Origin of the sequence: Paractinoplanes pyxinae (genome assembly GCF_026626335.1) — a bacterium.
Classification (GTDB): domain Bacteria; phylum Actinomycetota; class Actinomycetes; order Mycobacteriales; family Micromonosporaceae; genus Actinoplanes; species Actinoplanes pyxinae.
Genome location: NZ_JAPNTZ010000001.1, coordinates 37,831 through 64,731, shown reverse-complemented (window position 1 = coordinate 64,731; position 26,901 = coordinate 37,831). Strand labels below are relative to the sequence as shown.

The window sequence follows — 26,901 nt, the reverse complement described above, 5'->3', positions numbered from 1 at the left end:
TGTTCGACGGCGCCGGCAGCCACCTGAGCCCCGTCGGCGTGGCGGTTCTACAGTGCCGTACATGAGCGATCCGGGTTCGGACTGGCGGGTGGTCGACGGCGTGATGACGGCCTGGTTCGAGGTGCCCTCGTTGACCAGCGGAGCGGCGCTGGCCGGGCGCATCGTCGAGCTGACGGCCGGGGCTGTGGTCGATCTGAGAGCGACAGGCCTTCGCGTACGCGTGGACGGGGCCGGACAGGCCGGGGCGGTGTCCACGGCGGCGCGGGATCTCGGACTGGCCGCGAACCCCGCCGTGCTGCAGCAGCTGAACGTCGTACTGGAAACCGCGAATGCGCCCGCGGTGGGCCGGTTCTGGCAGCGTGTGCTCGACTACGGTCCGGCCGATCCGCTGCGGCGCGATCCCGCGCTGCACATCCGGCCGTCGACCGAGGAACGGCCGCTGCGCAACCGCATTCACCTGGACGTGGTGCGGCCGGCCGCAGCTGTCGAGCAGGCGGGTGTCGGTGAGGCATCAGGACCGTACGGGGTGTGTCACGCCGATCCCGACGGCAACGAGGTCGACCTGGTGCCGGGCGACGTGCTCGGCGAAACGGCCGCGACCACCGACTGGCAGACGGTGTTCAGCGCGATGGCCTGCTACCGCACCACCTCGACGGCTCAGCAGCGCGACCTGGCCACCACGGCCGCCGCGCTGGCCGACGAGGCCGGCTTTCCGCTGCTCATCGACCTGCGGCCCGGGCTCGTGATTCTCGACAGCGGCAAGGATCAGTGGGAGGACGACACCCACGGCCTCGACGTCGACTTCACCGGCCTCGCCGCCGGGCTGCAGGCCGCCGCGAGAGAGCTGGGCGCGACGGCGGATCCGGCGCTGCCCCGCTTCGTCCAGTTGTTCCTGGACGCGGCCGACGTGGCCGCCGTCCGCGCGTTCTGGCTGGCCGCGCTCGGGTACGTCACCGACCGGCGGGACGGGGCGAGCGACATTCACGATCCCCGGCGGCTGAATCCGGTGCTGGTGTTCCAGCAGCTCGACACCTCGGACGCGGAACGGCGCCGGCAGCGCAACCGCATCCACGTCGAGCTCGCCGTGCCGCCGGACCTCGCGCGCGAACGCCTGGCCACGGCCCTCGCCGCCGGCGGCCGGCTGCTCGGCGAGTCGCAGGGTCGCCGGCTGGTCGCCGACCCGGAGGGCAACGAACTGGTGATCCTCAGCCAGGCCTGACCTGCCCGGAGGCCGCCGGGCATGTCGCCCGGCGGCCTACCGGTTTCACTTCATGGTGTTGCTGTTCAGCGGTTGCGACCGTTGCCGCCGAAGCCGCCACGACCGTTGCGGTCGTTGTCACGACGGTCGTTGTCCCGGCGGCCGTCGAAGTGGTGGTGACGACGGTCCCGGTCACGCATCCAGTCGTTGCGGTGCGTGCCCGGACGGTAGAACCGGAACTGACCCGGGCGGCCCGGACGGAACTGACCCGCCCACACCGGCCGGAACTGGGTCGGGAAGCCCCGGACGACCTGGAACGGCCGGCCGAAACCGAACGAGCCCCAGTTGTCGTAGTCGACGACCTCGAGAGCCCACGCGCCCCGGCGAGCGCCGACGCGGGTGATGCTGCAGTCGTGGTCGTCCCAGGCGCCGGCCCGCTCACCGTACTGGCCGGCCAGCTCACAGGCGCCCAGCGTGCGGTAGAAGCCGACGACCTGGCTCTCGCCCCGCCAGATGTTCTGGCTGGCCGTGGTCTTGCTCTCCGGAGCCGCGGGCGCCGCCGGGGCCGCCTGAGCCGGGCCCATGCCGAAGGTGAGGGCGGTCAGGACGCCGAACCCTCCCAGGGTGATGGCGCGAGCAAGCTTCTTCATGTGCAATTCCTCCCGTACTGGGTTGTATCGCGTCTTACGGGAGGTAAAACCCAATCAACCCCACATGGGATGTCGTCCTGACGGTCAACCTCGCCCGCCGGTTCGACCGTCGGCGGGCTCACCGTTCGGGTGAAGTGCTCCGTCGACAGTGCCCCCGACCGGCGCGAACACGGATCGGTAAGCCTCGGATCGGCAGGCCCTGGATGCGAATCCGGCCGTACGCGAATCTCGATCACAGCCGAGACGAGGAGCGCACGATGGCACGTACCAAGATCGACTTCAACCTGCCCGACCTGACCGGCCGGCGCGTCGTGATCACCGGGGCCAGCGACGGGATGGGCCTGGTCATGGCCGACCGGCTGGCCGCGGCCGGCGCCGAGCTGATCCTGCCGGTCCGCAACCCGGCCAAGGGCGACCAGGCCGTCACCCGGATCCGCCGCAACCACCGGGGCGCGAAGGTCTCGACCCGCACCCTCGACCTGTCCTCGCTGGCCTCGGTGGCCGCCCTCGGCGACACCCTGCGGGCCGAGGGCAACCCGATCCACCTGCTGATCAACAACGCCGGGGTGATGCAACCGCCGAGCCGGCAGACCACGGCCGACGGCTTCGAGGTGCAGTTCGGCACCAACCACCTGGGCCACTTCGCCCTGGTCGGGCACCTGCTGCCGCTGCTGCGAACGGGCCGGGCCCGGGTCACCTCGCAGATCAGCATCGCCGCCCGCAGTGGCAAGATCAACTGGGAGGACCTGAACGGGGAACGCTCCTACAACGTCATGCGGGCGTACAGCCAGTCCAAGATCGCGTTCGGGCTGTTCGGGCTCGAGCTGCAGCGGCGCAGCGAGGCCCACGGCTGGGGCATCACCAGCAACCTCGCGCACCCCGGGGTGGCCCCGACCAACCTGCTGGGCGCCCGGCCCGAGATGGGCCGCAACCGGACCACCCCGCAACTCCGGCTGATCCAGGCCCTGTCGTCACGCGGCATCCTGGCGGGCACGGTCGAGTCGGCCGGCCTGCCGGCCCTGATGGCCGCGACCGACCCCGCGGCCAAGCCCGGCGTGCTCTACGGCCCCAGCGGCCTGGGCAATCTCGCCGGCCGGCCGGCCGAACAGCGGCTGTACCCGCCGCTGCGCAGCACCGAGGACGCGGCCCGCATCTGGGAGGTCTCCGAGCGGCTGGCCCGGGCCCCCTTCGCGGCGGCCGCGTGAGCCGGCCGTTCTTCCGCGAGTTCCTGCGCGCCCCGCTGACGGTGGGCGCGGTCCGCCCCAGCGGGCGGGCCCTGGCCGAGGTGGCCACCGCGGCCGTGCCGGCCACGGGAGCGCCCGTCGTCGTGGAGCTGGGGCCCGGCACCGGCGCGTTCACCGGCCCCATCCAGCGGCGCCTGGCCGGGTCCGGGCGGCACATCGCCGTCGAGCTCAACCCCCGGTTCGCCGGCCGCCTGGCCACCCTGCATCCGGCGGTGACCGTCGCGGTGGCCGACGCCGCCGCGCTGCGCGACGTCCTGGCCGAGCGCGGCATCGACCGGGTCGACGTCGTGGTCAGCGGCCTGCCGTGGGCCGCCTTCGGCGAGTCGGCCCAGCGTGACGTGCTGGCCGAGGTGGTGGCCGCCCTCGACCCGGCCGGCGTCTTCACCACGTTCGCGTACGTTCACGCCCGCTGGACGCCGCCGGCCCGCCGGCTGCTGCGGTCGCTGCGCTCCCGCTTCGAAGAGGTGGTCGTCACGCGTACGGTATGGACCAACCTGCCCCCGGCCCTGGTCTACGTCTGCCGGCGCCCCCTACCCGCGGCCGCGATCGAACAGCCGGCCCGGCTCGGGACGGTGCGCCGGAGCGCGTGTTCTGCATGACAGTCTCCGGATCGGCGGAAGATCAGTTGTCAGGCTCTGGTTCCCTCAGTACCGCCCGGTCTCATCGCCCGCGGGAAGGAGGCGGCATGGCCTGGAGCACGAGCGAGCTGGCGAAGCTGGCCGGCACCACGGTGAACACGATTCGGCACTATCACCGGTCCGGCGTGCTCGAGGAGCCGGATCGCCGCCACAACGGCTACAAGCAGTACGAGATGCCGGACCTCATCCGCCTGCTGCGCGTCCGGCGGCTGGTCGAGCTGGGCGTGCCGCTGAGCCGGATCAAGAACCTGACCGCCGGCGCGGACGAGACGCTGCGCCAGGTCGACGACGACCACGCGGCCGCCATCGAACGGCTGGAGAAGGCCCGGCAGGGCATCGCGGCCATCCTGAGCGCGAACGCGCCGCCCGACACGCCGCCCGGCTTCGAGGCCGTGGCCGATCGTCTGTCCGAGGCCGACCGCTCGCTCATTCACATGTACACGCGGATCTACGACAAGCAGGGGCTGGCCGACGTGCTGAGCGCCGTCGAGAACGACGACGAAGGCGCCGACCCCGAATTCGAGGCCCTGCCGCCCGACGCCGACGAGGCGACCCGGCAGCGCCTGGCCGAGAAGTTCGCGCCGTCCGTGGCCAGGACCCTGCGCGCCCACCCCTGGATGGACGACGACCCGATGGCGCACGCGGCGAAGGGCGGGGACGTCACGCGGCAGGCCTTGCTCGACGCGGTGCGGGAGCTGCACAACGAGGCCCAGAACGACGTGCTGCGCCGGGCCAAGCAGCTGGCCCGCGAGCAACTACGGGCGCAGAGCTGACCCGGGTCAGCCCGCCACCTGGTCGAGCCAGCGGTTGTACCGCAGCCGTAGGGCCCGCTCGGTGCTGCCCACGGTCGCGCTGATCACGAACACGACGTTCAACCAGGCCGGCGCGTCGACCGGAGAGTCGAAGACACCGAACCGCTCGGCCAGCGGCGGGAACCGGGAGATCGATTCGACGGTCTGCGGGAGGCCGAGGATCAGCGGGACGACGATCAGGACGAGGGAGACCACGCCGATCCAGCGGCTGAGCGCGGGCCGTTCCCGGTCGAGGCGGGCCCGGCGCCCCTCGGCCGAACGCGGATCCGGCACGAGCTGCTGCTCGGTCCCGTCGTCGGCGACGAAGTGGCACCGCCGGATCCCGAAGGCCGACGCCATCACCTCGATCGCGCCGCCCTCGATCGGGAACACGGCGGGCAGCCGGGTCCGCGCGTAGCGCAGGCCGTCGCGGTACAGGTGAGCTTCGGTGTCGCCGTTGTCGTCGCTCCTCAAGTGGTGCACGTCGACCGCGTACTCCACCGGGCGGCCGGCGCCGGCGTCCGCGGGAAGGTAGAACAGCGACCGGGACAGCGGCTGCCACCAGCGGAACCGTTTCAGCGCACGGCCGTCGCCGGGCTTGATGCGCTGGATGGCCCGGCGCCTGCGCCATTCGTCGAACACCCGGCCATTGAAAAGTGTGTCCCTGCGACACAGTCAAGCCCGGGCTCATCCGGCGCGGCGCAGGGCGATGGACTGGATCAAAGTCGACCGCAGACCGGGCAGCTCCCGGTCGACCTGGTCCTTCAGCTCGGCGACGGCGGCCTTGTGCCCCCACAGGTCACGCCACCCGAACACCGTGCTCACGTTGCCGTCGATCGCCAGGGCGGCCAGCACGGCCTCGCCGATGGGAGGCGGCGCCGTTCCGGGTTCGCGCTGGGCGGCCCGGCGTACCCGCTCGCGCAGCGCCCGCACCGAGCCGGGATCGGTCAGCACGACCTGCTCGGCCGGGATGATGCCCAGCACCCGGCGCTGCTCGACGGTGACCGCCCCGGCCGCGACGAGCTGCGCCTGAACGGCTTCCTCGGCCTGCTGCCACCGTTGCTCCAGCACGTCGAACCAGCGGCGCGGCCGATCCGCCGGAACGTCGGCGAGCACTTGAGCGAGGAAGGGGTCGAGGGTGGTCGCGGGTGTGGCATTCCGCCGCTCGGCCCGGCCGGCGCGGTCGAGCAGCAGGCCGGACAGGCGCAGCTGGGCCACCGCGGCCCCGCGGAGCAGCGATCCCCGCACGGCCTCGCTGTCGTCGTCGAGCCGGTCCTTTTCGGGCTGATGGCTCAGCAGGAACAGCAGATGCGGCAGGGGCAGGGTCGTCATCAGGCCATCGCCGCCACAAGCAGGGCGCCGAGCAGCGGCGCGGTGGCGGGGAACCGGATCGAGGCGGCGACGGCGCCGGCGATGAACGGTTGCAGAACGCCGATCAACGCGGCGATCAGACGGACGTGGTCGGGTATCTGGGACAGATCCACGGCGGTTCCTCATTCGGCGATGTGCCAGGGTGAGGCCAGTCGACACTCTGTTCCCGGAACACGGTCAACGGCCGGACCCGCGTGACGTACGTCTCGGCAGTTGCCTCTGACGTCAACGTCAGGTTCTAGCGTGGGCCACATGCAGATCTCCGGAGCAGTCGCCCTCGTCACCGGGGCCAACCGCGGTCTCGGCCGGCACTTCGCCGAGCAGCTTCTCGCTCGCGGCGCCAAGGTGTACGCCACCGCCCGCCGGCCCGAACTCGTCGACCTTCCCGGCGCGACGGTGCTGGCGCTCGACATCACCGACCCGCGGTCGATCGCCGCCGCCGCGGCCGCCGCGCCCGACGTCACGCTGCTGGTCAACAACGCCGGCATCGACACGGTCACCGGCCTGGTCACCGGCGACCTCGACCGGATCCGGCTCGAGCTCGACACCCACTTCTGGGGCACGCTCGGCATGATCCGGGCCTTCGCGCCGCAACTGGCGGGCGGGGCCATCCTGAACGTGCTGTCCGCGATGTCGTGGTTCAACTACCCCGGCCACACCGCGTACGGCGTGGCCAAGGCGGCCGAGTGGAACCTGACCAACGGCGTACGGCTGGAACTGGCCGACCAGAAGACGCTGGTCACCGCGCTGCACCTCGGCGCCGCCGACACCGACCTCAGTGACTACGAGGGCCCCAAGGGCGACCCGGCCGTGCTCGTACGGGCCGGGCTGGACGGCCTCGAGCAGGACCGCATCGAGATCGTCGCCGACGACTGGACCGCCCACGTGAAGGCCTCACTGGCCGCCGACCCCAGCGAGTTCTACCGGTAGTCACCAGCGGCGGCTCCGGGCGCTGTCAGGCGGCGGTGTCGAAGGCGACCAGCCGCCGCACGAACCACGACGGGTCGGCCAGGTGGGGGTAGTGGGTGACGACCGGGGCGGCCTCGACCACCGCGCCCGGAATCCGGTCGTCCAGCCATTTCGCGTACGAGTCGTCCACCGGCAGGCCGTGGATCGACAGGTAAGGGGTGGGCTGCGTCGGCGTCAGGTCCGCGACGAAGGCGGTCAGCTCGTCCGGGCCCAGGTCGAGCAGCGGAGCCCACACGCCGGCCAGGACGTCCTGCCGGACCTCACGCCGCTCGCTGAGTTCCGCGGCCACGGCCGGATCCAGTTCGCCGTACATCTGAGCGAAGCCCGCCGTCATGAACTCCCGATAGCCCTCGCCGCGCACGGCTTCGGCGATCGGCGCCGGCAACGGCGTGATGTCGAGGGTCTGATCGACGTCGACCACCCCGCGGACGGGGAAACGCGAGGCGTAGGCGGTGGCCACCACTCCTCCGTACGAATGACCCAGCACCAGCGGCGGCTCGTCGATCCGCAAAGTGTTCAGCAGCTCGTGCACATCGCCGGCCAGCGTGAGCGGATCGTACGGCCCGACCCGTGGGGACTCCCCGTGCCCGCGCAGGTCGACGCGAACGGTGCGGAAACGCTCGGCGAGCGGCACACCGTCCCAGAAACGGCGGTCCTCGGTCATCCCGTGCAGGGCGACGAGCAAGGGCCCGGAGCCGTCGACGTCGTGGGCCAGCGGAACGGTTTCGGTCATTGGCCGGACCGTAGCACGCAGCGGGGGCTTGACCCTGTGGCAGGAACATAGTGTCGACTACGCGCGGACAGCTGACCTTCAGTCGCCGGCCGTGAAGCTCGGATGGCCGGCGTTGGCTCAGGAAGGGGCCGACGTGGCCTGGAGCACCCGTGAGCTCGCGGATCTGGCCGGCACGACGGTGAACACCGTCCGGCACTACCATCGGCTCGGCCTGCTCGAGGAGCCGGCCCGCCGCTACAACGGCTACAAGCAGTACGGCGTCGAGGATCTGGTCCGCCTGCTGCGCATCCGGCGGCTGGCCGCGCTGGGCGTGCCCCTCTCCCAGATCCACGAGGTCTCCGCCGAGGGCGACCTCGGCCCGCAGGTGCTGCGGCAGGTCGACACCGACCTCGCGGCCGAGGTCGAGCGTCTGCGCAAGGTGCGCTCGGACATCGCCGCCATCCTGCGCGACGGCGCACCGGCCGACACCCCGGCCGGCTTCGGATCCGTCGCGCCCCGCCTGTCGGCCTCCGACAGCTCGCTCATCCACGTCATCGCCCAGTTGTGCGACGAGGACGCCCTGGCCGACCTGAGGCGCATGATGGACACCGATCCCGACCCGGTGGACCAGGAGTTCGACGCCCTGCCGGCCGACGCGGACGAGGCGACCCGGCAGCGGCTCGCCGAAAGCCTGGCGCCCACGCTCGTCCGGCACCTCGCCGAGTACCCCTGGCTGAGCGACCCGGCGGCCCACCTGGTCAAGAGTGAGCACGTCACGCGGCAGACGTTCGTGGACGCGGTGGTCGATCTGTACAACGCGGCCCAGATCGACGTGCTGGGCCGGGCTGGCGCCCTCGCCCAGGAACAGCTCAGGCGATCGGTCCCGCGTAGTCCATCCAGAAGTCGACGGCCTCGGGCCGCGGGCGTGGCGTGAGCTCGGTGCTGTCGCCGAAGCCCATCACCCGCTCGGGTTCCTGTTCCACGGTCGGCCAGCGGGGAAGTCCGGGCCCGTTGGGGTCGCCGCGGCGGACGAAGTTGATCCAGTAGGCGCTCATGTGGTCGCGCAGCCGGTAGTCGGCCGGCTCGTACTCGGCGCGACCGTCCCGCCCGAGGTTGTCGTAGGCGTACATCACCTCCGCCCCGTGATAGGCCCCGAATTTCTCCAGCCCGTCCTCCGGCGGTACGCGGGTGAAGAAATACAGGTAGGCCGGGGCGTCGCCGGTCCGGGTCTGCAGCCGGGCCCAGCGGTGCATGGCGCGCGTCATGACGCTGTCGGTCTGCGCCTGCAGCGTCGACTCGAGCACCCGGTCCGGCGAGCCTCCCGGGTACAACCGCAGAAAGGCTTCGGCTTGCGATCCGTACGTCTCTCGGGCCGACGCCTCGTAAGCGTCCACATCGGTGTCCGGCGGGGCGGCCCGGGCCAGCGACGACTCGTCGGCGTTGCTGCCGACCAGGATCGGGACGTCCAGCTGCTCCCCGGCGGCGTAGATCTCGGCCGGCGGCTTCGGCAGCACGTGCCCGTCGACCGAGGGCCGCCAATGCGCCGCGAGCGATTCGGCGACCTTCTGGATCCGCTCGGCCGGCATGGCTCGCAGTTCCGCCACCGTCGCGCCGCCGAGCTCTTCGCTCAGCCGTTCGCCGGCCTTCATTGCGGCGGTACGGGTGTCGGCCTGGTCGCCGTCGCCGGTGTCCCCGGTGGTGCCCATGCACGCCCCGCTTCCGGCGATCATGCCGTGCACCAGCCCCCGGGCCAACGGCGAGGCGCCCAGCGTGCACACGCTCTGCCCGCCGGCGGACTCCCCCGCGATCGTCACCCGGCCCGGGTCGCCGCCGAACGCCGCGATGTTGTCCTGCACCCAGGTCAGCGCGGCGATCTGGTCCAGGATCCCGTAGTTGCCCGACGCGTTCCGCCGGCGAAGACCTCGACCGACCGATCGGCGTCGTGGACGCCGGTGACCGGTCCTTGGCGGGTCGGCACCGCGGGCGTCGGCCGGCTGTCTTCCCCGCCCGCGAGGCGGTTCCGCGGCGGCGGATGCGCGGCGATCGCCACCGTGGCGACCAGAATCCCGGCCAGCAGCCACGCTCCCACTCGAAGCAGCCTCCGCCCCCGCAGCCACCAGCGGGCAGTCAGTCCGAGGCCCGCCAGCAGCGCCGCCGGCAACACCCAGCCCCACCACGGATTCTGATTGAGCCAGGCCAGAACGCCGGCGGCGAGGGCAATCGGCGCCAGCGGGAGCCACCGTCGTAGCTCGTGAAGCACAACTACTGTTCCCTTCTGCTGCGACTCGCGGGGCCGCGCGGCGGTCAGCGGGTGGCGCGGGCCGACCGCCGGCGTTCGGTGAGGGCGTCGCGCAGGGCGGCCCGCGAGCTGATGCCCAGCTTGGGAAAGACCCGGTACAGATGGGCCGACACGGTGCGGGGTGAGACCACCAGCCGGGCGGCGATCTCTTTGGTGGGCAGGCCGGCCGCTGCGAGTTCGGCCACCTCCCACTCCTGCGGGGTGAGGTCGCCGGTGCGGCTCTTTCCGGTGGCCCGCAGCTCGGCGGACGCCCGGCCCGCCCACGGCACGGCGCCGAGCCGTTCGAAGCGCTCCTTCGCGGTCGACAGCTGCGCCCGCGCCTCTGCTCGCCGGCCCTGGCGGCGCAGATGTTCGCCGTACGCCAAATGAGTTCGCGCGACCTCGAACGGCCACAGCTCGATGCCCGGCAACGCCAGGGCCTGGCCGAACAGACGCGCGGCCTCCGAGGGCGGCGACGTCATCGCGGTCACCGTGACCGTGGCCAGGGCGAAGCGGGGTGAGATGCGGTCGAGGCCGGCGTTCCGCACCGCCGCCGCGTGTTTCAGGGCTTCCGGCGTACGACCGGAGTGGTGCGCCGCCTCCACCAGGTCCATCGCCGTCCACAGCGCCTCGAGGTTGTACGGCGGAAGCTCACCCGGCGCCGCGATCGCCGAGGCGTGGGCGAAGGCCGTCTCGAAGTCCGAGCAACCCAGCGCGGCCCGGGCCAGCGCCTGGTGAGCCCAGTTCCCGAGGCGGCCGAGCCCGCGGCTCTCGGCCCACTCGAAAAGTTCCCGGCAGTGGGCGGCACAGGCCTCGGTCTCACCGCGGTGCGCGGCGACAAGCGCGGCCACGTAGTGACCGACCCGCCCGAGGAGGCGATATCCGGTATCCCGGCTGAGATCGACGATCTCGGCCGCCGCGGTACGGGCCGTGTCCCACCGACCGGCGTACAGGTCCTCCAGGGCACTCATGACCAGCGGGGGAAGCGCACCGCCGACCGTGCCGCTGTCCCGCCCGTCCTCGACCGCCCGGGTCAGCCACGGGCGACAGCCGGACAGACGGTCCAGGTAGGAGGCGGCCAGCGCCGTACGGATCACGACGTCGGCCTCGGTCACCTCGCCGAGCCGCGCGATCTGGTCGTCGAGGTCACGCAGCAGTTCGCAGGGAACGGAACCGACATCCTCCAGGATGCGCACCAGCGAGACCGGCGAGCTGGCCGGCGCGGGCGGAAGGGTCGCGACCAGGCGCCGCAGCGGCGCCCAGTCCTCCGCTCGCCCGGAATAGTGGCAGACGAGCAGGAGCGTGAAGACGGCCGGCGAGAGGTCGTCGCGTTCGGCGGCGGTCTCGAGCCGGCCGGGGCCGATCGCCTCGACCAGCGCCTTGTGCGCGGTGACGACGTCGCCCTCGGTCATCAGGCTCAGGTAGCCGGCCGCGGCGGCCGCCGGCAACGACCGGCTCCGCGCGGGTTCGTCCAGCTCCAGCATGAGTTGATGGGACAGCTCGAGGTGACCGGCGACCGAGGCGCCGATGTAGGCGGCGTGGGCCAGGCGGCGGGAGCCGATCGCGCGGTCGGCGCTGAGAGCGGCGGCCCGCCGCAGCCGGGCCACGGCCCCGAGGATGTCGCCCCGGCGCAGGCTTTCCCGGGCGCCTGCCTCCACGATCCGGGCCACCTCCTCGTCGAGGGTCGTGGTGGCCATGGACAGGTGATCCGCGCGGCGCTCGGGCCGGTCGGCCAGCGCCTCGGCCAGCCGCCGGTGGGCGGCCCGCCGCTGGTCGAGCGTCGCCTCCTCGACCACGGCCGACCGGACCAGCGGATGCCGGAAGAACACCTGTTGCCCGTTCGCCCCGGCGTGCACCAGGTGGTCCCGCTCGGCGGCGCCGAGCGCGTCCAGCCACCCGGCCCCGCCGGCCGCCTCCAGCACACCGACGTCCCCGGAGCCCTCCAACGCTGCCAGCAGCAACAGCTCGCGGGTGGCGACCGGCAGCCGCGCGACGCGGGCGGCGTAGAGCGCCCGCACCTCGCGGGCCGGCCCTGACCCGGGCGGCGTCGGCCCGATGCCGAGGGCGCCCGACGCGGAGGCGAGGGCGCCGAACTCGAGCAGGGCCAGCGGATTGCCCTGGGCCTGATCCGCCACTTTCGCGAGCACCCGGCGCGGGAGGCCGGAGAACCGGTGCGCCAGCAGCCGGATCGCATCCGCACCGGCCAGCGGCGCCAGCGACATCTCGGGCAGACGCAGCCGATCCGGCGGCTCGCCGATCCCGGTACGCACGGAGGCCAGCACCCCGATGCGGCGACCGCCGGCCCGCCGGGCCACGAAGCTGGTCACGGACCGGCTGGCTCGGTCGAGCACATGCAGGTCGTCGACCACCAGCAGCAAAGGCTGTTCACGGGCGGCCTCGACGAACAGCGAGAGGGCGGCGTGCAGGACCGCCATCTCGGCCGGCGTGGGCCCGGATCCGTTGCCCAGCGCAACCTCGAGAACCCCGCGCGCCGAGTCCGGCAACAGAGCCAGCTCGGCGCCGAGCGGGCCGACGAGCTGATGCAGCCCCGAGAAGCTGATCTGCGACTCGTACTCGACGCCGCCGCCGCGGACCACCCGGATCCCCCGCCCCGCCGCCATCCCGGCCGCAGCGTCCAGCAGCGCCGTCTTGCCGACACCGGGCTCACCGGTCAGCAACAGGGCGCCGCCGTCCCGGGCTGCCTCGTCGAGCAGCGCGGCCAGACACCCCAGCTCGGCGGCCCGCCCGACCAGACCCCCCACGTCGACATCCATGCACCGAGTGGAAAGGGTGTTCCTACCACCGAGTCAAGCGGTCCGGCCCTGTCCTCGGCACACAGTTCCACCGGGCGTCGCCGGCCTTGGGGCTGGTGAGCATGGCGGTGGGCTCAGTTGTGGGTGGCTGTGCGCCGGCCGGATTCGGCGCTGCGCACGATTGCGTCCAGGAGGCGGTGGCGGCGGACGGCGTGGGTGAAGTCCGGGGCCAGGGTGGTGCCGTCGAGCAGGTCGTCGCGGATTGCGGTGTAGGCGTGGGCGAGCGTGTGGATGACGGTGCCGGCGAGGCGGGGGTGCTGGTCGTACGACGGTGGCAGTTCGAGGTCGGCGAGGGGCCCGCGACCTCGTACGCCGCGCACCGACACCGGCCCGATGTGCGGGAACTCGGCGCCGCTGACCTCTAGCCTGCCCTCCGTGCCGTCGATGATGAGGGAGAAACCGGCGCCGGACACCGCACCGCCGCGGTGATGCACGGACACGACCGCTCCGCCGGGGACCGTGCCCGAGACGGCGATCTGGTCCTCCGCGGTCATGTCGACGAACTCGCCGGTGTCGCCCAGCGGCACCTTGCGACGCCGCGTCGCCGTCGTGGCGACCACCTCCTGCAGCTCGCCCACGACCATGGACACCGCGTCGATGGCGTGCCCGAAGGCGATGGTCAGCATGGTGGCGCCCAGCCTGCGATCCAATGTGTACAGCTGCGGCGGCGTCACCGGTGTGCCCCACTCGGTCGAGGACGCCACCACCGTTGCCGACAGCACCTCGCCCACGTACCCCTGGGCCACCAGGTCGGTCAGCCACCGGAACGTGGGTGACGAGCGCCCCTGCAGGCCGGCGAAGGTTCGCGTCCCGCCGGCGGCCCGCTGCATCTCTTCCGCCTCGGCCAGGCTGACGGCCAGCGGCCACTCGGTGAGCACCGGCACCTCCGCCCGCAGCACCGGCAGCACGAGTTCGCGGTGCCGCGGCGTCTTGACCGCGACCACGACGAGGTCGACGTTCGCGTCGGCGGCCAGTTCCTCGACCGAGGTGTACGCGGGAACGTGGTAGGCGGCTTCGGCGGCCCGGGCCGAGGCTTCGGAGCCGGAGGCCAGCGCACGAAGCTCCAGGCCCTCGACGGCGGCCAGGGCGGGCAGATGCGCCCCGGCCGCCCATCCGCCCCGGGCGCTCAGCCCGACGATGCCGACACCGATCGGCTTACGACGCCCGGGCGCCGGCGTGATTCGCTCCACGCGTCCATGGTGCCTCGGGGATCCGAGGACACGTGAGGCGATCACCACAACCGCGGCGCGTCACAGGGTGCAGGTCGCGCCGGCCGCGGGCACCTCGAGGTCGATGAGGTAGTCGGAGGCGGCCTTGTCGACGCACGGGTTCGTGCCGGCCGTGACGATGGTGTGTCCCTCGCCGCGGACCGTGAGCAGCGCGCTGCCCAGGGACTCGGCCAGGCGGACGGCGCCGGCGTGCGGTGTGGTCGGGTCGCCGGTGATCGAGACGACGAGCGTACGCGGAAGGCCTTGGACGTTCTGGGCGTACGGGAAACCGAGCGTGGGCGGGGCCGGCCAGTGCTCACATCCGTCGCGCGCGCCGGTGGTCAGGTCGACGCCCGGGTCCATGAACGGCGCCGACGTGAAGATGGCGGCTCGCAGTTCGTTGCCCTGCTGCTCGCTCAGCCGCTGCTCGTCCATGCAGTTGATGGCGTAGTTGGCCTCGGCGAAGTTGGTCCAGGCGCCCTTCGCGTCCCGGCCCGAGAAGTCGAACCCGAGCTGGGCCAGTTCGTCGCCCTTGCCCTGCCGCAGCTGGCCGAGGCCCTTGATGATGCGCGGCCACGCCGCCTGGGTGTACAGCCCGGAAATCACGCCGCCCACGGCGCCGTCGAAGTCGAGTTCGCCGCCCAGGGCCGGCACCGGCTCGGCGTACAGGGGACGCACGATCTTCTGGAATTCGGCGGTGGCCTTCTTCGGGTCGCGGCCGATCGGACAGCCGTCCTGGCTCGCGCAGAAGGTGGCCATGCGGTCGAAGGCGGCTTGGAATCCGGTGTACGCGAAGACGCGCCGCTCGACGGTGCCCTGCCGGGAGTCGATGGCCCCGTCGAGCAGCATCGCGCGCACGTTGCGCGGGAACTGCTCGGCGTAGACCGCGCCGAGCCGGGTGCCGTAGCTCTGCCCCAGGAACGTCAGCTTCTCGTCGCCGAGGACCACGCGCAGGACGTCCATGTCGCGCGCCACGTCGCGGGTGCCGAGGTGGGCCAGGGCGTCGGGGCCGCCCGAATCCTTCGCGCAGCGTTCGACCACGGCCCTGGTGTCGGCTTCGGTCCACTGTACGGTCGTGCCCTGCGTGGTCAGCGCGACCTCACCCCGGTCGGCCTCCGCGTCGGTGTAGCAGTCGACCGCGGGCCGGGTGGAGCCTACCCCTCGGGGGTCGAACCCGACCAGGTCGAACCGTTCGACGAGCGGGCTCTTCGCCTTCTCCAGCCCGAGAACTGTGGTGGCCGCGCCGAACACCCCGGACCCGCCCGGTCCGCCCGGGTTGGTGACCAGCGAGCCGACCTTCGCACCGCCGGCGGCGTGACGGGCGACCGCGACCTCGATCGTGCGCCCACCGGGGTCGTCGTAGCTCAGCGGCGCCTTCATGCGGGCGCACTGCAGCCCGTCGACCAGCGCTATGACGGTGCTTTCGGTCTCGGTCGTGGCGTAGTCGTCGCAGTTCGTCCACTGCAGCGTCTGCTGGTGGAACCGGTCGAGCCCGGCCGGCCCGCTGGAGGTGGCCGGGGCCGGCGGTTCCGAGGTGCAGGCGGCCAGCGGCACGAGTAGCGCCGCCGCGGTGAGCCCAGCGATTATGCGGGACAGCTTTCCTGTAGTCAGCACAGACATGCTTCCAGGCAACCGCCGGACGCCGCTGTCGTTCAGGTCCGTCGTGTCACCGCAATCGATGACGTGACGTCACTGGCCACCGCCGGGCCGCCTTGACCGTGTGGCGACCACAGGGTGTGGCATGGGCTCATGCGTGCGCTGATCGTCGATCATTCCGAGCCCTCGGGCCTGCGGCTGGGAGTCGCGCCGGATCCCACCCCCGGCCCCGGGGAAGTGCTTGTCCGGGTGGCCGCCTTCGGGCTGAACGCCGGCGACCTGGCCGCGGCGCGCGGTCTGAGCGAAGGCAGCGTCCCCGGCTGGGAGGCGGCCGGTCACGTCGTACGGGCGGCGGCCGGCGGATCCGGGCCGGCGGCGGGCACGCCGGTCACCACGTTCGGCTACGACGGAGGCTGGGCCGAGTACCGGGCGGTTCCGCTCGACATGCTGGGCGCCGCCCCCGCCGGCGCCGATCTCGCCGCGATCAGCACCGTCCCGATCGCGGCCGGCAGCGCCCTGCGGGCCCTGCGCCGGTCCGGCCCCGTCCTGGGCCGGCGCATCATGATCACCGGCGCCACGGGTGGCGTCGGACGGTACGCGATCCAGTTGGCCCGCCTCGGCGGTGCGCTGCCGGTCGCGGTGACCCGATCGCCCGGGAAGTACGCCGACGAACTGCTCGACCTCGGCGCCGCCGCCGTGGTCGCCGAGCCGGAGGACTATCCCGACACTGTGCACACCGTCATCGACACCGTCGGCGGCCCGCTTCTCGTGCGCGCCTTCGACCGGCTGGAGAACTGCGGCGTCCTGATCTCGCTGGGACACCTGGCCACCGAGGCGGAGTCGTTCCCGCCGGGGGCGCTCATGGCCGACCCGCGGCGCAACAACCGCACGATCGTCAGCTTCCACCAGTTCGACGGCACTCCGCTGCCGCCCGACTTCACCTGGCTCAGCGAGCAGCTCACGCAGGGTTTGCTCCGCCCCTCCATCAGCTGGCGCGGTTCCTGGCGGCGCATCCACGAGGCGACCGCCGCCCTGGCCGGCGGCACCCTGCACGGCAAGGCAGTCGCCGACGTGGAGCCCGCACCGCTCGACGACGCTCACCGCGCATGATGCCCGAGCCGCCGATCCTGGCCGAGGACCTACTGCTGCTCCTGTTCCAGCCGGACGCGGAAGAGCGGAACACGGATGTCATGGCCGGCCAGAGCACTCTTCCCCATGCCCTCGCGGGAGCCGTGCTGGCCGACCTCGGCCTGGGCGCGCACGTGCGGATCATTCCGGGCCGGGGTGGCGCGAAACGGGTGGAGGCCGTCGTGCAACGGCCGCCGGCGGACGACATCCTGTTGTTCGCCTGGGACTTTCTGGCGGTGCGGCCCCGGGAGGTGCACGCCGCGATAGCCGCGATCGGGCCGGATCTGCGCAGCCCCCTGCTCGACCGGCTCGTCCGGCGCGGCGACATTCACCGGTCGGTGCGCACGGCGCTCGGCGTCATCGACGTCGAGGTGCTGGTGGACGGTGGAACCGGGCGCCGGGCGGCCCTGCTCTCCGCCGTACGGGCCGTGCTGGTCGACGGGGCGGAGCCGCAACCCCGCGTCGCCGCCCTGGCCGCCCTGTTGTCGGGGAGCGGGACGCTCGCGCAGTTCGGCCCCGGGATTCCGTGGGACGCCGCCGTCGTCGCCCGCGCCAAGACGCTCGAACACGAGAGCTGGGGCGCCACGGCCGCCGCCGAGGCGATCGCCCGCACCGTCACGGCGGCCATCGTCAGCAACGTCGTCGTCGCCGCGTCCGTCCTCCCGGAGCCGTCCGGGCCGCCGCCGGCCTGACGGGCGCCGCGATCAGGCGGTGACCCGGCCGACGAACGCGGTGAGATTGGCGACCAGGCGCTCGACCTTGGAGTCGGTCGAGATGGTCTCGGGCAGGCGACCGCCGGGGCCCGGGTCACGCAGGCCGCGGAGGTAGAGGGAGCAGCCGAAGTCGTTGCAGAAGTAGCTTCCGACCGAGTCGCCGCGCTTGCCGGCCTGGCCCGCCCGCGGCGCGACCATCAGCGAGACGCCGCCGAGCGGGCTGGTCGAGCACATCGAGCACATGCTGCGCCGCATCCGTTCGGCGCCGGCGCTCGGCACCCGGAGGGTCAGGGCCGTGTCGTCGACGACCAGGTACGCCCGGTTCGGCGCCCGGGGATCTCGCCAGCCCAGGTAGTCGAGGTCTTCCCAGGGCTCTTTCGGCAGCTCACGGGGCACGTACAGGCGCTTGGCCTCGCCCTTGCTGCAGTTCACGAAGGCGGCTCGGATCTCTTGCTCGGTCAGTGGCTTCATGCCTCCACGCTACGTCTTCCTAAAGGCTTTAGGCAAAATAATAAAACTCATAGGGAGACGTGCGGTTCAGCTCAGTGAGGCGACGCCGTGGCGGTAGGCCCAGATGACGGTCTGCACGCGGTCGCGGGCGCCGATCTTGGCCATGGCCCGGCCCAGGTGGCTCTTGACCGTGCTGACCTCGACGACGAGTTCGGCGGCGATCTCGGCGTTGGAGAGGCCGTCGGCGAGCAGCCGCACGATCTCGGCCTCGCGGGAGGTCAGCAGCTGACCGGCGGCGGCGTCCGGGGCCGGGGCCGGCGCGGACGGGCGCCGGCGGGCGAACTCGGCGATCACCCGGCGGGTCACCGTCTGATCGACCATTCCCTCGCCCGCGGCCAGGCGGCGGATCGCCTCGATGAGCTCGTCCATGTCGGTGTCCTTGAGCAGGAAGCCGCTCGCTCCGGCCTCGAGCGCCCCGAACACGTACTCGTCGAGCTCGAAGGTGGTCAGCACCAGGACGGCCGGCGGCGGATCGATCTCGTTGACGATGACCCGGGTCGCGTCGAGGCCGTTGCCGCCGGGCATGCGCACGTCCATGCAGACGACGTCGGGGCGCAGGCGGCGGGCCAGCGTCACCGCGTCCGGGCCGTTGGAGGCCTCGCCGACGATCTCGATGTCCTCGGCCAGCTCGATCAGCGAGCGGAACCCGGCCAGCAGCAGCGGCTGGTCGTCGACCAGGAGCACCGTGATCATGAGGGCCGGCCCGCCGTACGGGGAATCGTCAGCTTGACCGACCAGCCGCCGTCCGGGGTCGGGCCCGCGGCCAGCGAGGCCCCGATCAGGCCGGCGCGCTCGCGCATGCCGATGAGGCCGAAACCGCGGTGGCGACGGTCGGCCCGGGTTTGCCGCGCGAAAGGCGGGCCGTTGCGAACCTCGAGCACACTGTCCTCCGTACGGTGGTCGATCTTGATGGTGACCTCGGCGCCCGGCGCGTGATCGCGGGCGTTGGACAGAGCCTCCTGCGTCACGCGGTAGAAGGTCAGGTCGGCCGCCGCCGACAGCTCGCCGGGCCGGCCGGAGACGATCAGCTTGGGCCGCACCTGCGTGTCCGCGTGCCCGGCGACCAGGTGTTCGATCATGACCAGACCGGGTACGGGCGCCCCGCCGTCGGGCAGTCCCGGTTCGGCCGGGCCGGACTCCCGCAGCGCGCCGACGATCAACCGCAAATTCTGCAAGGCGCTTTTTCCCTCGGTACGAATGGTGGCGGCGCTCCGTCGGGCCGCTTCCGGGTCGCGGTCGAGCATGCGTTCCACAACTGTCGCCTGAACGATGAGCGTCGTCAGGTGGTGGGCGGCGACATCATGCAGTTCGCGGGCCATCCGGGTGCGTTCGGCGGTGAGTGCGGCATCCGTGCGTACGCGCAAGTTCTCCGCGGCCTCGGCGGCGCGCAGCTCGACCATCTCGGTGTACCGGCGGCGGATCATGGTGTTGCGGCCCAGCAACGCCGCCCCGCCGTAGAGGATCGCCGACAGCACGATCTGCACCAGGATGCGCGAGATCATGGGAGTCGACGGGGCGACGTGCGAGGCGAGGGCGGCCGGGATCGCGCTCAGCACCACGAAGCTGGCCGTCTCGGTGAACGCGGCCAGCCCGGCCACCAGCAGGGCCCGGCGTTTCGACATCAACGTGCCGCAGGTGTAGACGGCGATGGCCAGCGCCGCCCCGCGCAGGCCCTCCCCCGGTTCCGCCGCCACGGCCAGGGCGATCTGCAGGGCCAGGACGGCGGCGAGGCACCACAACGGCCGGACCCGGCGCAGGCACAACGCCGCCGCCTGGGCCATGAGCAGACCCACCACCGGGCCCGGGAGGCCGGGCACGATCAGCGGTCCGGCCATGGCCGCGGCGACGAGAGCGGCGAACGCGCTGTCCCGCCGGAACGGCGTCGTCAGACCCAGCGCGTCGAGCCGGCTGTCCCAGTCGCGTCGCTGCCGGTCGGCCGGCCCGGCGAGTCCGCGGGGTTCATCCATGACCGCTCACCCATTCGCGCTTCCGACGTGTGGCCGGGACCGATGCTACCCAGCGGAGGCGGCCCGCGGCGGTTCCCGAGGCGCCCGGAAATGAGGTTCCTACCTGCGACGGAGGCCGTCTCCGACGGAGGTCGCAAGGCCAAGTTCACGCCCGCGCCAGATGTGCCGGCGGGGGCGGAAAGGGCAGCGTACTGGTGAGCTCCACACGATCCGGTCGAGGAGGCCACCATGGCCGAACGCACCCCGAACAATCCACGTCCGCGCGCCCTGGTCGCCCTGGCCGTCCTGAGCGCGGCGGCGCTGTTCGGCATCGCGGCGTTCACCCGGTCCGGGGCGGCGGCCACGCCGGTCACCGACCGCAGCGGCTGGTACGACGTCGTCCGCGAATCGGTCAAGATCCTGGTGGAGTGCCGATGACGCTGTATGCCACCGCACCGGAGAGATCGGTGCGGTGGCGCCCACCTGCTTTCTCGCTCGACGGGGGCGCGGCGGCCGGCCTGGTCGGCCGCCGCGCGGAGCGCGAGGCGGTGGAGCGGCTGCTGACCGGTACGCACGGCGGACGCAGCGGTGTTCTCGTGGTGCGCGGGGAAGCCGGTATCGGCAAGACCGCGCTGCTCGAACTGGCCCGGGAAATCGCGGCCGGATCCGGGTTCCGGGTGGAGTCCTCGACCGGTGCGGAGTCGGAGACGCAGTTCGCGTTCGCCGGTCTGCATCAGCTGTGCGAGCCGCTTCTCGACCGTACGAGTTCGCTGCCCGAGCCGCAGCGGGCCGCACTGGGAGTGGCGTTCGGACGGCGCAGCGGCGCCGCACCGGACCGGTTCCTGGTCGGGCTGGCCACGCTCAACCTGCTGGCCGCGGTGGCCGAGGAGAAGCCGCTGCTGTGCGTCGTCGACGACGCGCACTGGCTGGACCAGGCGTCGGCGCAGGTGCTGGCCTTCGTGGCCCGGCGGGTGGCCGCCGAGCGGCTGGCGCTGGTGTTCGCCCTGCGGGATCCCGTCTCCTGTTTCGCCGGGCGGCCGGAGCTGCGCCTGGACGGGCTCGGCGACGCCGACGCGCGGGTGCTGCTGAACTCGGCGGTGAACGCGCCGCTCGACGATCGGGTGCGCGACCGGATCGTCGACGAGGCCCGGGGAAACCCGTTGGCACTGCTCGAATTGCCTCGCAGCGCCCCGCCGGCCCGGCGGGCCGGCGGCTTCGAGCGACCCGACGTGCTGAGCGTTCCCCGGCGCGTCGAGAACATCTTCCAGCGTCGTTCGGGCTGCCTGCCGGCCGCGACGCAACTGCTGTTGCTGGTCGCGGCGGCGGAGCCGACCGGTGACGTGGCCCTGCTGTGGCGCGCGGCTGCGGAGCTGAGCCTCACCCCCCAGGCGGCGGCACCCGCGGAGATTTCCGGTCTGCTGGAGATCGGCCGGCGGGTACTGTTCCGTCATCCGCTGGTGCGCTCGGCGGTCTACCAGGCCGCCTCGCCGCCGGATCGCCGCGCCGCGCACGGCGCGCTGGCCGCTGCCACCGATCCGCACGCCGACCCTGACCGGCAGGCCTGGCACCGCGCGCAGGCGGTACTGGGCACCGACGAGGAAGTCGCCGCCGAGCTGGAGCGCTCGGCCGGCCGGGCCCGCGCCCGCGGCGGATCGGCCGCTGCGGCGGCGTTCCTGCAACAGGCGGCCGAGCTGACTCCCGAGCCGGCCCGCCGTGCGGGCCGGGCGCTGGCGGCGGCGCACGCCAAGCACGAGGCCGGCGCGTTCGAGGCCGCGCAGGAGCTGCTGGTGGTCGCGGCGGCCGGACCGCTCGACGCCCTGCAGCGCGCCCGGCTCGAGCTGCTGCGCGCCCGGGTCGAGTTCCACCTGACCCGCGGCAGCGAGGTGCCGGGCATGCTGCTCGACGCGGCCCGGACGCTGGGCCCGTTGGACGCCCGGCTGGCCCGCGACACCCACCTGCACGCGCTCGAGGCGTCCTTCCACGCCGGCCGCCTCGGACACGGCCGGGGACTGGCCGAGGCGGCCGAGGCGGCCCGGTCGGCACCCGCGGCACCGGCGCCGCCGCGGCCGGCCGATCTGCTGCTGGACGGGCTCGCCACGACCTTCCTCGACGGATACGAGGCGAGCGTCCACACCCTGCAACGGGCCCTGAGGACGCTGCGCGACCGGGATCCCGGGGCCGGCGACGACGACCGCCGGTGGCTGTGGCTGGCCTGTCACGTGGCGGCCATGCTGTGGGACGACGACGCGATCTCCGTGCTGGCCGAGCGGGCCGTCCGGCTCGCCCGGGAGGCGGGCACGCTGGCCACGCTCCCCGCCGCGCTCAACGCCCTGGCCTCGGTGCTGGTGCTCACCGGCGAACTCGCCCGGGCGGCCGAGCTGGTCGCCGAGGAGCAGGCGATCACCCGGGCGACGGGGGCTCCGCCGCTGCCCAACGCCCGGCTCGTCCTGGCCGCCTGGCGCGGGCAGGAAACCGAGACGCACGAGCTGTACGCGGCCATGGTCGACGAGGCGGCGGGCCGCGGTGAGGGCGCGACGGTCGGCCTGGCCCAGGTCGCGCTGGCGGCCCTGCAGAACGGTCTGGGCAACTACGACGAAGCACTCGCCGCCGCGGCGCCGCCGTGCGAGCACGACGAGCTGGCGTACAGCAGCATCGCCCTGCCCGAGCTGATCGAGGCGGCCGTCCGGGCCGGCCGGCCGGAATGCGCGGCCACGGCGCTGGAACGGCTCAGCGTGCGGGCGCGCGCGAGCGGCACCGCCTGGGCGCTGGGGCTGGAGGCGCGTTCCCGGGCCCTGCTCAGCAGCGGCCCGGCCGCCGAGAAGCACTACCGCGAAGCCATCGAGCACCTCGAACGCTGCACGGTGGCCACCCACCTGGCCCGCGCCCGTCTGGTGTACGGCGAGTGGCTGCGCCGCGAGGGCCGCCGCCAGGACGCCCGGGAGCAACTTCGCACCGCGTACGGGCTCTTGTCCGGCATGGGCGCGGAGGCGTTCGCCGAACGCGCGGCCCGCGAGCTGCGCGCCACCGGCGAGCATCCCCGCAAGCGGACCGCCCAGCCGGCCGACGACCTCACGGCTCACGAGCTGCACATCGCACGGCTGGTGGCCACCGGGGCCACCTCCCAGGAGGTGGCCGCGCAGCTGTTCCTGAGCCCGCGCACCATCGAATCCCACCTGCGCAAGATCTTCCGCAAGCTGGGCATCACGTCCCGCCGGCAGCTCAAGGATGTGCGCCTGCAGTGACCGGCCGGCGCGACCGGAGCTGTTGCCGCGCGAGGGCGCCGGCGCGGGTGAACACGTCGAGCTGGGCGGGGTTGTAGAGCTCCGCCATCGCTTCGATGAACGTCCCCCGCGTGACGTGCTCACCCTTCGTCAGCCGGGCCCGCGCGTCACTCAGCCACGGATAGTCGATGAGATTTCGTACGAGTGTCGGCGCGAGCCGTTCGGCCAGCCGCTGCCGGGTCGCCTCGTCGGCATCCGCGGGCAGCGCGTTGATCTCGTCCCCCGCCGCGCCGGCCTCGGCGTCAACCTCCGCCATCCGGCGCAGGTCCGCGATCGCCTGGTCGTCGTAGAGCTGGGACCAGATGTGCAGCATCGACCGCTCGGCCTCGGACAGGTGCGAGGCGACGGACTCGAACCCGGCCGGCGCGTCGACCGGAGCACCCGTGTTCAGGATCTCCGCGATGCCGGCCTGGGCCTGCTGCAAACGCTCGATGCTGGCCGCGTGCTTGCCGTCCAGCTCCCGCAACACGTCCGGCAGGCGCTCGTTACCCGCACCCACCTCGTCGATCTGTGACAGCGGCACGCCCAGCTCGACGAGCCGCCGGATGCACAGCAGGCGCACCAGATGCGGCACCCCGTACTGCTTGTAGCCGTTGTACCTGCGCTCGGGCTCGCCCAGCAGCCCGAGCCGGTGATAGTGCCGAATCGTGTTCACCGTGGCGCCGGCCATGTCGGCCAGCTCGCGCGTGCTCCAGGCCATGACGTCGCTCCCTAGCCGCGAAGGCGGGCGGAGTCGATGGCGGCCACGCTCAGCAGGGTGCCGCCCAGCGCCGCAACAAGACTGATGCGGGCCGCGGGCGGAACGCTGCTCTCGCCCGCTCCGCGCACGGGCCGGCTCAGGGCCGCCTTGCGCCGGACCGTTTCCACGGTCGTGCCGGATTGGGTCGCGGAGGACTGCTCGATCATCGGTCAGGGTCCCTTCTGGCGAGCCGGCCTCGATGAAGTGCCGTGTGATCAGTCTTGTGCCGGCGGCCGCCCCTTCGCGTCGGTAGAAACCACCGTCAAGCGGAGGACGCCCCACGGACAGCGATCAGAGGGCGGTCACGCGGCGGAGCGCGGTCCCGGCGGCCAGCTCGGAGCGGTCGGCGGGATGCCCGATGTAGTAGGCCAGCGCCCGCAACAGCAGGCCGGGATCGGCGGCGAGCCAGCGCCCGCTGACGGTGTCGAACGGTGAGAGCGTCCGCGGGCCGGCAGTGTCGCGGCCGAGATAGTTGTGGGTGAGTGTCCGCGGCGAGCCGATCGTGTGGACGAACACCACCGGGGAGCCGGCCCACAGCGCGGCCACGTCGCTCACCGCTTCCCAGGGCACGAAGTGGGTGAACGTGAGGCCCCGGTGGTGGAAGCCGTCGGGGCCGATGACGACGCGGCCCGGCGCCAGCCTCAGGAACACGACGAGGAACACGAGCATGAGGACGGCCAGGACGGCGACCGCGACGCAGATGACGTAGCCCTCCACCGTTGCCTGAGCGGCGGCAGCGATCGACAGGCCGGCCAGCGCGACGATGGTCAGTACGGAGAACGCGCCGACCAGATAGGTCGGCGCTGCGGCGTACCGGAAAACCAGGCCTTCGGCCGTCTCCTGTACGCCGGTCGTGTCCGTGCGGCGCCGGCCACCGCCGTACGAGTGAAGACTCATCGCCGCCAGGTGTCCGAAGTAGACCGCAACCACGGCGAAGATGAAGGGGCCCCGGCTCAGTTGTGACACAGCGCCGAGGGCGATCAGCCCCAGAAACACCCCGCCGAACAGCAGGATCCCGGAGCGGCGCTGCCCCGTCCACTCGGGCGGCCACCGGGAGTCGTACGGAAGGATCTTCATCGAACAGCACTGTTCCGTAGTGGCTTGAGGTCTGCCTGCAACCGATCGTAGAGGGCGCGGTAGTCCGCCCGCGCCATGAGGGTTCGCTGGTCGCGTGGGCGTCCGTAGGGAACTCCCACGTCGGACCGGATACCACCGCCGGCGAGGGTGACGACCCGATCGGCGAGGAGGAGCGCCTCGGCGAGGTCGTGGGTCACGAAGACGACGGTCCGGCGGTGCTCCTCGTTGCCCCAGATGTCGAGCAGCAGGTCGCGGACGGAGGAGCGGGTCAGGGCGTCCAGCGCGGCGAACGGCTCGTCCATCAGCAGCAGGTCGGGGCCGGCGGCCAGGGTCCGGGCCAGTGCCACCCGCTGGCGCATGCCCGACGACAGCTGGGACGGGTACTGGTCGGCGGCCGGCCCCTGGGCCACAAGTTCGAGCATGTGCCGGGCGGGCGCCGGGCTTCCTCGCAGTTCCGGGCCCAGTTCCACATTCCGCAGCGCGGTGCGCCACGGCAGCAGCGCGTCGCGGGCGAACATGTAGCCGACGTCTGCCCGTCCGGCCCGCGGCGGGCGGCCGAACACGGTGACCTCTCCCGACGACGCCGGCACGAGGCCCGAGACGACGTTGAGCAGCGTCGACTTGCCCACGCCGCTGGCTCCGACGACCGCGACGAACTGTCCTTCGGCCACGGTCAGCGACAGGTCGTCGAGCACACGACCCGGCGACGATCCGAACCGCACGGAGACCGACCGCAAGCGCACGGCATCCTGACCGTACGCGGTCGGGAAACAGTGCCGAGGACGGTGGGCCGGCCGCGGCGGGGTCGCCTCTGAAAGCGATTGGCGAGCACAGAACTCTCGATCGCCGCCAGCACGGCCCACGTGCGCGGCAGCCTGCCGAGCAGGATCCCAGCCGGAATGCCGACAACCGCCGACAAGGCGAGCGCTCCCAGGGCCGCGCCGAGCGTCGACCACAAATTCGGCCAGAGGACACCGGAACTGTGCAGCCAAAGACCGGCCGCCCAGACCGCGTGCGGGCTCGGCAGCAGGACCCGGCCGGCGATGTCGAGCTGGTACGCGAGCTGCCACAACCCGATCAGGATCGGCAGCACGGCGGCGCGCCACAGCCACACCCGGCCGGCGGGGCCCCGCTCAGGCCGTCGCGCAGCCGTCGACCACGTACGCGGAGATGTCGGGCGCCGTACCGCCGGAAGCGAACTTCGCCTGATGGTTCCAGTTCGTCCGGTTGAGGGGCGGGATGTCCACGACGGGCATGTTGTAGGTCTTCCACAGGATCCTCGCCCGGCCCGGATCCGGCCCGAGGCCGAGCCAGGCGAACGCCCGCGGCCCCGCCGCCGGATCCTTCTCTAGTGCCTCGAAACCCTGGTTGAGGGCAAAGCAGAACTTCATCACCGTGTCGTGATGATCGTCGGCCCAGCCGCAGTTGGCAACGGCGACCGACTGCCAAAACGCGCCCAGCAGGGTGTGCGACCCGGCGAGATCCACCAGTTTGTCATATCTGGAGCCTTCGGCTGCGAGGTTCGTCTCGAGCTGCGAGTACGACATCGCCGCGTCCACCTGACCCGAGGCGAGCGCGGACGCGGCAGCCGCTCCGACGCCGATGGCCACCCAGCTAACATCGGTGTCCGGGTTCAGGCCGGCGTCCTTGAGCAGCGACCGCAGCACGAGTTCTTGCGCGGCCCCTCGCGCGGCGACGCCTATCGTCCGTCCGCGCAGCTGGGTGAGAACCCGCGGGTACGGCAGGGTGGTGTCGAGATGCAGGCCGGTGCGCACGATCACCCCGCACGCCGCGCCCTGGGTCGGCCGGAGCGCCCGCGCGCAGGCGCCGTTGCCGATGGCGTCGTAGAGCTGCGCCGGGCCGTGGTTGGCCACGTCGAAGTCCCCGCTCACCAGCCCCTGCAGGAGCACCGTCCCGGACGTCGCCCATGTCGGCCTGAACGTCAGCCCCTGCTGAGCGTAGAAGCCTTCCAGCTCGGCCGCGGCGTATCCGGTCGAGCCCTGCTCGCCCTCGGCGCGCACGCTCGGCGAAGCCGCCGG

Annotated in this window: 29 protein-coding genes; 10 read left to right on the top strand and 19 right to left on the bottom strand. The window is 72.6% G+C overall.

Features of this window, described 5'->3' with window-relative positions; translation table 11 throughout:
• Positions 1 to 61 precede the first annotated feature (61 nt).
• Positions 62 to 1,219, top strand: a complete 1,158-nt coding sequence (locus tag OWR29_RS00340) for a VOC family protein (protein ID WP_267560150.1) — start codon at positions 62 to 64, stop codon at positions 1,217 to 1,219.
• Positions 1,220 to 1,284: 65 nt separating this feature from the next.
• Here the strand turns inward: OWR29_RS00340 and OWR29_RS00335 are convergent, their stop codons facing one another.
• Positions 1,285 to 1,848, bottom strand: coding sequence for a hypothetical protein (locus OWR29_RS00335; RefSeq protein WP_267560149.1), 564 nt, complete (start codon positions 1,846 to 1,848; stop codon positions 1,285 to 1,287).
• A gap of 257 nt (positions 1,849 to 2,105) precedes the next feature.
• Here OWR29_RS00335 and OWR29_RS00330 point away from each other — a divergent pair, with 257 nt between their 5' ends.
• The 3 genes from OWR29_RS00330 (at position 2,106) to OWR29_RS00320 (ending at position 4,503) form a co-directional block, all read left to right on the top strand.
• Complete coding sequence (locus OWR29_RS00330) at positions 2,106 to 3,053, top strand: SDR family oxidoreductase (RefSeq protein WP_267560148.1); 948 nt, start codon at positions 2,106 to 2,108, stop codon at positions 3,051 to 3,053.
• Positions 3,050 to 3,691 (top strand): class I SAM-dependent methyltransferase, encoded by a 642-nt coding sequence (locus OWR29_RS00325; RefSeq protein ID WP_267560147.1) that lies wholly within the window; start codon positions 3,050 to 3,052, stop codon positions 3,689 to 3,691. Before OWR29_RS00330 ends, OWR29_RS00325 begins: the two co-directional genes overlap by 4 nt.
• An 86-nt stretch (positions 3,692 to 3,777) precedes the next feature.
• Positions 3,778 to 4,503 (top strand): MerR family transcriptional regulator, encoded by a 726-nt coding sequence (locus OWR29_RS00320; protein ID WP_267560146.1) that lies wholly within the window; start codon positions 3,778 to 3,780, stop codon positions 4,501 to 4,503.
• A 6-nt stretch (positions 4,504 to 4,509) separates the two neighbouring features.
• On the opposite strand, the gene OWR29_RS00315 is transcribed toward OWR29_RS00320, so the two are convergent.
• From OWR29_RS00315 to OWR29_RS00305, 3 genes are read right to left on the bottom strand one after another with little or no spacing between them, the layout of a single operon-like run.
• Positions 4,510 to 5,163: a hypothetical protein gene (locus tag OWR29_RS00315; protein ID WP_267560145.1), complete on the bottom strand. Its 654-nt coding sequence runs from the start codon at positions 5,161 to 5,163 to the stop codon at positions 4,510 to 4,512.
• A 45-nt stretch (positions 5,164 to 5,208) separates the two neighbouring features.
• Positions 5,209 to 5,853 carry a GOLPH3/VPS74 family protein gene (locus OWR29_RS00310; protein WP_267560144.1) on the bottom strand — a complete coding sequence of 215 codons (645 nt, stop codon included), beginning with the start codon at positions 5,851 to 5,853 and terminating at the stop codon, positions 5,209 to 5,211.
• Complete coding sequence (locus tag OWR29_RS00305; RefSeq protein WP_267560143.1) at positions 5,853 to 6,005, bottom strand: hypothetical protein; 153 nt, start codon at positions 6,003 to 6,005, stop codon at positions 5,853 to 5,855. The genes OWR29_RS00310 and OWR29_RS00305 overlap by 1 nt, the downstream gene beginning before the upstream one ends.
• A 139-nt stretch (positions 6,006 to 6,144) precedes the next feature.
• Here OWR29_RS00305 and OWR29_RS00300 point away from each other — a divergent pair, with 139 nt between their 5' ends.
• A complete protein-coding gene (locus tag OWR29_RS00300; protein WP_267560142.1) occupies positions 6,145 to 6,822 on the top strand; it encodes an SDR family oxidoreductase in 678 nt (225 codons plus the stop codon).
• Between the two features lie 25 nt (positions 6,823 to 6,847).
• Here the strand turns inward: OWR29_RS00300 and OWR29_RS00295 are convergent, their stop codons facing one another.
• A complete protein-coding gene (locus OWR29_RS00295) occupies positions 6,848 to 7,594 on the bottom strand; it encodes an alpha/beta fold hydrolase (protein ID WP_267560141.1) in 747 nt (248 codons plus the stop codon).
• Between the two features lie 91 nt (positions 7,595 to 7,685).
• On the opposite strand from OWR29_RS00295, the gene OWR29_RS00290 reads away from it, so the two are divergent.
• On the top strand, positions 7,686 to 8,507 hold the full coding sequence (locus OWR29_RS00290) for a MerR family transcriptional regulator (protein ID WP_267560140.1): 822 nt from the start codon (positions 7,686 to 7,688) through the stop codon (positions 8,505 to 8,507).
• On the opposite strand, the gene OWR29_RS00285 is transcribed toward OWR29_RS00290, so the two are convergent.
• The 5 genes from OWR29_RS00285 to OWR29_RS00265 all read right to left on the bottom strand — a co-directional run bounded on the left by OWR29_RS00285 (position 8,443) and on the right by OWR29_RS00265 (position 15,492).
• The gene (locus tag OWR29_RS00285) at positions 8,443 to 9,429 is read right to left on the bottom strand and encodes a carboxylesterase family protein (protein ID WP_267560139.1); all 987 of its coding nucleotides are present in this window, start codon (positions 9,427 to 9,429) and stop codon (positions 8,443 to 8,445) included. The two genes, OWR29_RS00290 and OWR29_RS00285, sit on opposite strands and share 65 nt — an antisense overlap.
• 5 nt (positions 9,430 to 9,434) lie before the next feature.
• On the bottom strand, positions 9,435 to 9,833 hold the full coding sequence (locus tag OWR29_RS00280) for a hypothetical protein (RefSeq protein ID WP_267560138.1): 399 nt from the start codon (positions 9,831 to 9,833) through the stop codon (positions 9,435 to 9,437).
• Positions 9,834 to 9,877: 44 nt separating this feature from the next.
• Entirely contained in the window at positions 9,878 to 12,625 is a 2,748-nt protein-coding gene (locus OWR29_RS00275) for an AAA family ATPase (protein WP_267560137.1), read from the bottom strand.
• A gap of 113 nt (positions 12,626 to 12,738) precedes the next feature.
• Entirely contained in the window at positions 12,739 to 13,854 is a 1,116-nt protein-coding gene (locus OWR29_RS00270) for a Gfo/Idh/MocA family protein (protein WP_267560136.1), read from the bottom strand.
• Positions 13,855 to 13,914: 60 nt separating this feature from the next.
• The gene (locus tag OWR29_RS00265; RefSeq protein WP_267560135.1) at positions 13,915 to 15,492 is read right to left on the bottom strand and encodes an alpha/beta hydrolase; all 1,578 of its coding nucleotides are present in this window, start codon (positions 15,490 to 15,492) and stop codon (positions 13,915 to 13,917) included.
• Positions 15,493 to 15,621: 129 nt separating this feature from the next.
• Between OWR29_RS00265 and OWR29_RS00260 the strand changes: the two genes are divergently transcribed.
• Both OWR29_RS00260 and OWR29_RS00255 read left to right on the top strand, forming a co-directional pair.
• A complete protein-coding gene (locus OWR29_RS00260; protein ID WP_267560134.1) occupies positions 15,622 to 16,578 on the top strand; it encodes an alcohol dehydrogenase catalytic domain-containing protein in 957 nt (318 codons plus the stop codon).
• Positions 16,575 to 17,288, top strand: coding sequence for a GOLPH3/VPS74 family protein (locus OWR29_RS00255; protein WP_267560133.1), 714 nt, complete (start codon positions 16,575 to 16,577; stop codon positions 17,286 to 17,288). Before OWR29_RS00260 ends, OWR29_RS00255 begins: the two co-directional genes overlap by 4 nt.
• Positions 17,289 to 17,300: 12 nt before the next feature.
• Here OWR29_RS00255 and OWR29_RS00250 read toward each other — a convergent pair whose 3' ends face one another.
• From OWR29_RS00250 to OWR29_RS00240, 3 genes are all read right to left on the bottom strand, one after another.
• Positions 17,301 to 17,780, bottom strand: a complete 480-nt coding sequence (locus OWR29_RS00250; protein WP_267560132.1) for an FBP domain-containing protein — start codon at positions 17,778 to 17,780, stop codon at positions 17,301 to 17,303.
• Between the two features lie 66 nt (positions 17,781 to 17,846).
• Positions 17,847 to 18,512: a response regulator gene (locus OWR29_RS00245; RefSeq protein ID WP_267560131.1), complete on the bottom strand. Its 666-nt coding sequence runs from the start codon at positions 18,510 to 18,512 to the stop codon at positions 17,847 to 17,849.
• On the bottom strand, positions 18,509 to 19,786 hold the full coding sequence (locus OWR29_RS00240; RefSeq protein WP_267560130.1) for a sensor histidine kinase: 1,278 nt from the start codon (positions 19,784 to 19,786) through the stop codon (positions 18,509 to 18,511). Before OWR29_RS00240 ends, OWR29_RS00245 begins: the two co-directional genes overlap by 4 nt.
• A 228-nt stretch (positions 19,787 to 20,014) precedes the next feature.
• Here OWR29_RS00240 and OWR29_RS00235 point away from each other — a divergent pair, with 228 nt between their 5' ends.
• Together OWR29_RS00235 and OWR29_RS00230 are read left to right on the top strand one after the other, a co-directional pair.
• Positions 20,015 to 20,203, top strand: coding sequence for a hypothetical protein (locus tag OWR29_RS00235; protein ID WP_267560129.1), 189 nt, complete (start codon positions 20,015 to 20,017; stop codon positions 20,201 to 20,203).
• On the top strand, positions 20,200 to 23,007 hold the full coding sequence (locus tag OWR29_RS00230) for an ATP-binding protein (RefSeq protein WP_267560128.1): 2,808 nt from the start codon (positions 20,200 to 20,202) through the stop codon (positions 23,005 to 23,007). The genes OWR29_RS00235 and OWR29_RS00230 overlap by 4 nt, the downstream gene beginning before the upstream one ends.
• On the opposite strand, the gene OWR29_RS00225 is transcribed toward OWR29_RS00230, so the two are convergent.
• The 6 genes from OWR29_RS00225 to OWR29_RS00200 all read right to left on the bottom strand — a co-directional run bounded on the left by OWR29_RS00225 (position 22,985) and on the right by OWR29_RS00200 (position 26,883).
• The gene (locus OWR29_RS00225; RefSeq protein ID WP_267560127.1) at positions 22,985 to 23,746 is read right to left on the bottom strand and encodes a MerR family transcriptional regulator; all 762 of its coding nucleotides are present in this window, start codon (positions 23,744 to 23,746) and stop codon (positions 22,985 to 22,987) included. The two genes, OWR29_RS00230 and OWR29_RS00225, sit on opposite strands and share 23 nt — an antisense overlap.
• Positions 23,747 to 23,757: 11 nt before the next feature.
• Positions 23,758 to 23,952 (bottom strand): hypothetical protein, encoded by a 195-nt coding sequence (locus OWR29_RS00220; RefSeq protein ID WP_267560126.1) that lies wholly within the window; start codon positions 23,950 to 23,952, stop codon positions 23,758 to 23,760.
• A 124-nt stretch (positions 23,953 to 24,076) separates the two neighbouring features.
• Positions 24,077 to 24,862, bottom strand: a complete 786-nt coding sequence (locus OWR29_RS00215; RefSeq protein ID WP_267560125.1) for a hypothetical protein — start codon at positions 24,860 to 24,862, stop codon at positions 24,077 to 24,079.
• Complete coding sequence (locus tag OWR29_RS00210; RefSeq protein WP_267560124.1) at positions 24,859 to 25,584, bottom strand: ABC transporter ATP-binding protein; 726 nt, start codon at positions 25,582 to 25,584, stop codon at positions 24,859 to 24,861. Before OWR29_RS00210 ends, OWR29_RS00215 begins: the two co-directional genes overlap by 4 nt.
• Positions 25,536 to 25,955: an ABC transporter permease family protein gene (locus tag OWR29_RS00205; protein ID WP_267560123.1), complete on the bottom strand. Its 420-nt coding sequence runs from the start codon at positions 25,953 to 25,955 to the stop codon at positions 25,536 to 25,538. Before OWR29_RS00205 ends, OWR29_RS00210 begins: the two co-directional genes overlap by 49 nt.
• Positions 25,956 to 25,995: 40 nt before the next feature.
• Positions 25,996 to 26,883 (bottom strand): ABC transporter substrate-binding protein, encoded by an 888-nt coding sequence (locus OWR29_RS00200; protein ID WP_267560121.1) that lies wholly within the window; start codon positions 26,881 to 26,883, stop codon positions 25,996 to 25,998.
• Positions 26,884 to 26,901: the final 18 nt, after the last annotated feature.

Excerpts from the sequence above, each read along its gene's own strand:
- OWR29_RS00240 (WP_267560130.1), bottom strand. The coding sequence starts at position 19,786 with ATGGATGAACCCCGCGGACTCGCCGGGCCGGCCGACCGGCAGCGACGC.
- OWR29_RS00300 (WP_267560142.1), top strand. The coding sequence starts at position 6,145 with ATGCAGATCTCCGGAGCAGTCGCCCTCGTCACCGGGGCCAACCGCGGT.
- OWR29_RS00215 (WP_267560125.1), bottom strand. The coding sequence starts at position 24,862 with ATGAAGATCCTTCCGTACGACTCCCGGTGGCCGCCCGAGTGGACGGGG.
- OWR29_RS00330 (WP_267560148.1), top strand. The coding sequence starts at position 2,106 with ATGGCACGTACCAAGATCGACTTCAACCTGCCCGACCTGACCGGCCGG.
- OWR29_RS00310 (WP_267560144.1), bottom strand. The coding sequence starts at position 5,853 with ATGACGACCCTGCCCCTGCCGCATCTGCTGTTCCTGCTGAGCCATCAG.
- OWR29_RS00245 (WP_267560131.1), bottom strand. The coding sequence starts at position 18,512 with ATGATCACGGTGCTCCTGGTCGACGACCAGCCGCTGCTGCTGGCCGGG.
- OWR29_RS00235 (WP_267560129.1), top strand. The coding sequence starts at position 20,015 with ATGGCCGAACGCACCCCGAACAATCCACGTCCGCGCGCCCTGGTCGCC.
- OWR29_RS00340 (WP_267560150.1), top strand. The coding sequence starts at position 62 with ATGAGCGATCCGGGTTCGGACTGGCGGGTGGTCGACGGCGTGATGACG.
- OWR29_RS00265 (WP_267560135.1), bottom strand. The coding sequence starts at position 15,492 with ATGTCTGTGCTGACTACAGGAAAGCTGTCCCGCATAATCGCTGGGCTC.
- OWR29_RS00250 (WP_267560132.1), bottom strand. The coding sequence starts at position 17,780 with ATGAAGCCACTGACCGAGCAAGAGATCCGAGCCGCCTTCGTGAACTGC.
- OWR29_RS00230 (WP_267560128.1), top strand. The coding sequence starts at position 20,200 with ATGACGCTGTATGCCACCGCACCGGAGAGATCGGTGCGGTGGCGCCCA.
- OWR29_RS00295 (WP_267560141.1), bottom strand. The coding sequence starts at position 7,594 with ATGACCGAAACCGTTCCGCTGGCCCACGACGTCGACGGCTCCGGGCCC.
- OWR29_RS00320 (WP_267560146.1), top strand. The coding sequence starts at position 3,778 with ATGGCCTGGAGCACGAGCGAGCTGGCGAAGCTGGCCGGCACCACGGTG.
- OWR29_RS00275 (WP_267560137.1), bottom strand. The coding sequence starts at position 12,625 with ATGGATGTCGACGTGGGGGGTCTGGTCGGGCGGGCCGCCGAGCTGGGG.
- OWR29_RS00255 (WP_267560133.1), top strand. The coding sequence starts at position 16,575 with ATGATGCCCGAGCCGCCGATCCTGGCCGAGGACCTACTGCTGCTCCTG.
- OWR29_RS00260 (WP_267560134.1), top strand. The coding sequence starts at position 15,622 with ATGCGTGCGCTGATCGTCGATCATTCCGAGCCCTCGGGCCTGCGGCTG.
- OWR29_RS00335 (WP_267560149.1), bottom strand. The coding sequence starts at position 1,848 with ATGAAGAAGCTTGCTCGCGCCATCACCCTGGGAGGGTTCGGCGTCCTG.
- OWR29_RS00220 (WP_267560126.1), bottom strand. The coding sequence starts at position 23,952 with ATGATCGAGCAGTCCTCCGCGACCCAATCCGGCACGACCGTGGAAACG.
- OWR29_RS00225 (WP_267560127.1), bottom strand. The coding sequence starts at position 23,746 with ATGGCCTGGAGCACGCGCGAGCTGGCCGACATGGCCGGCGCCACGGTG.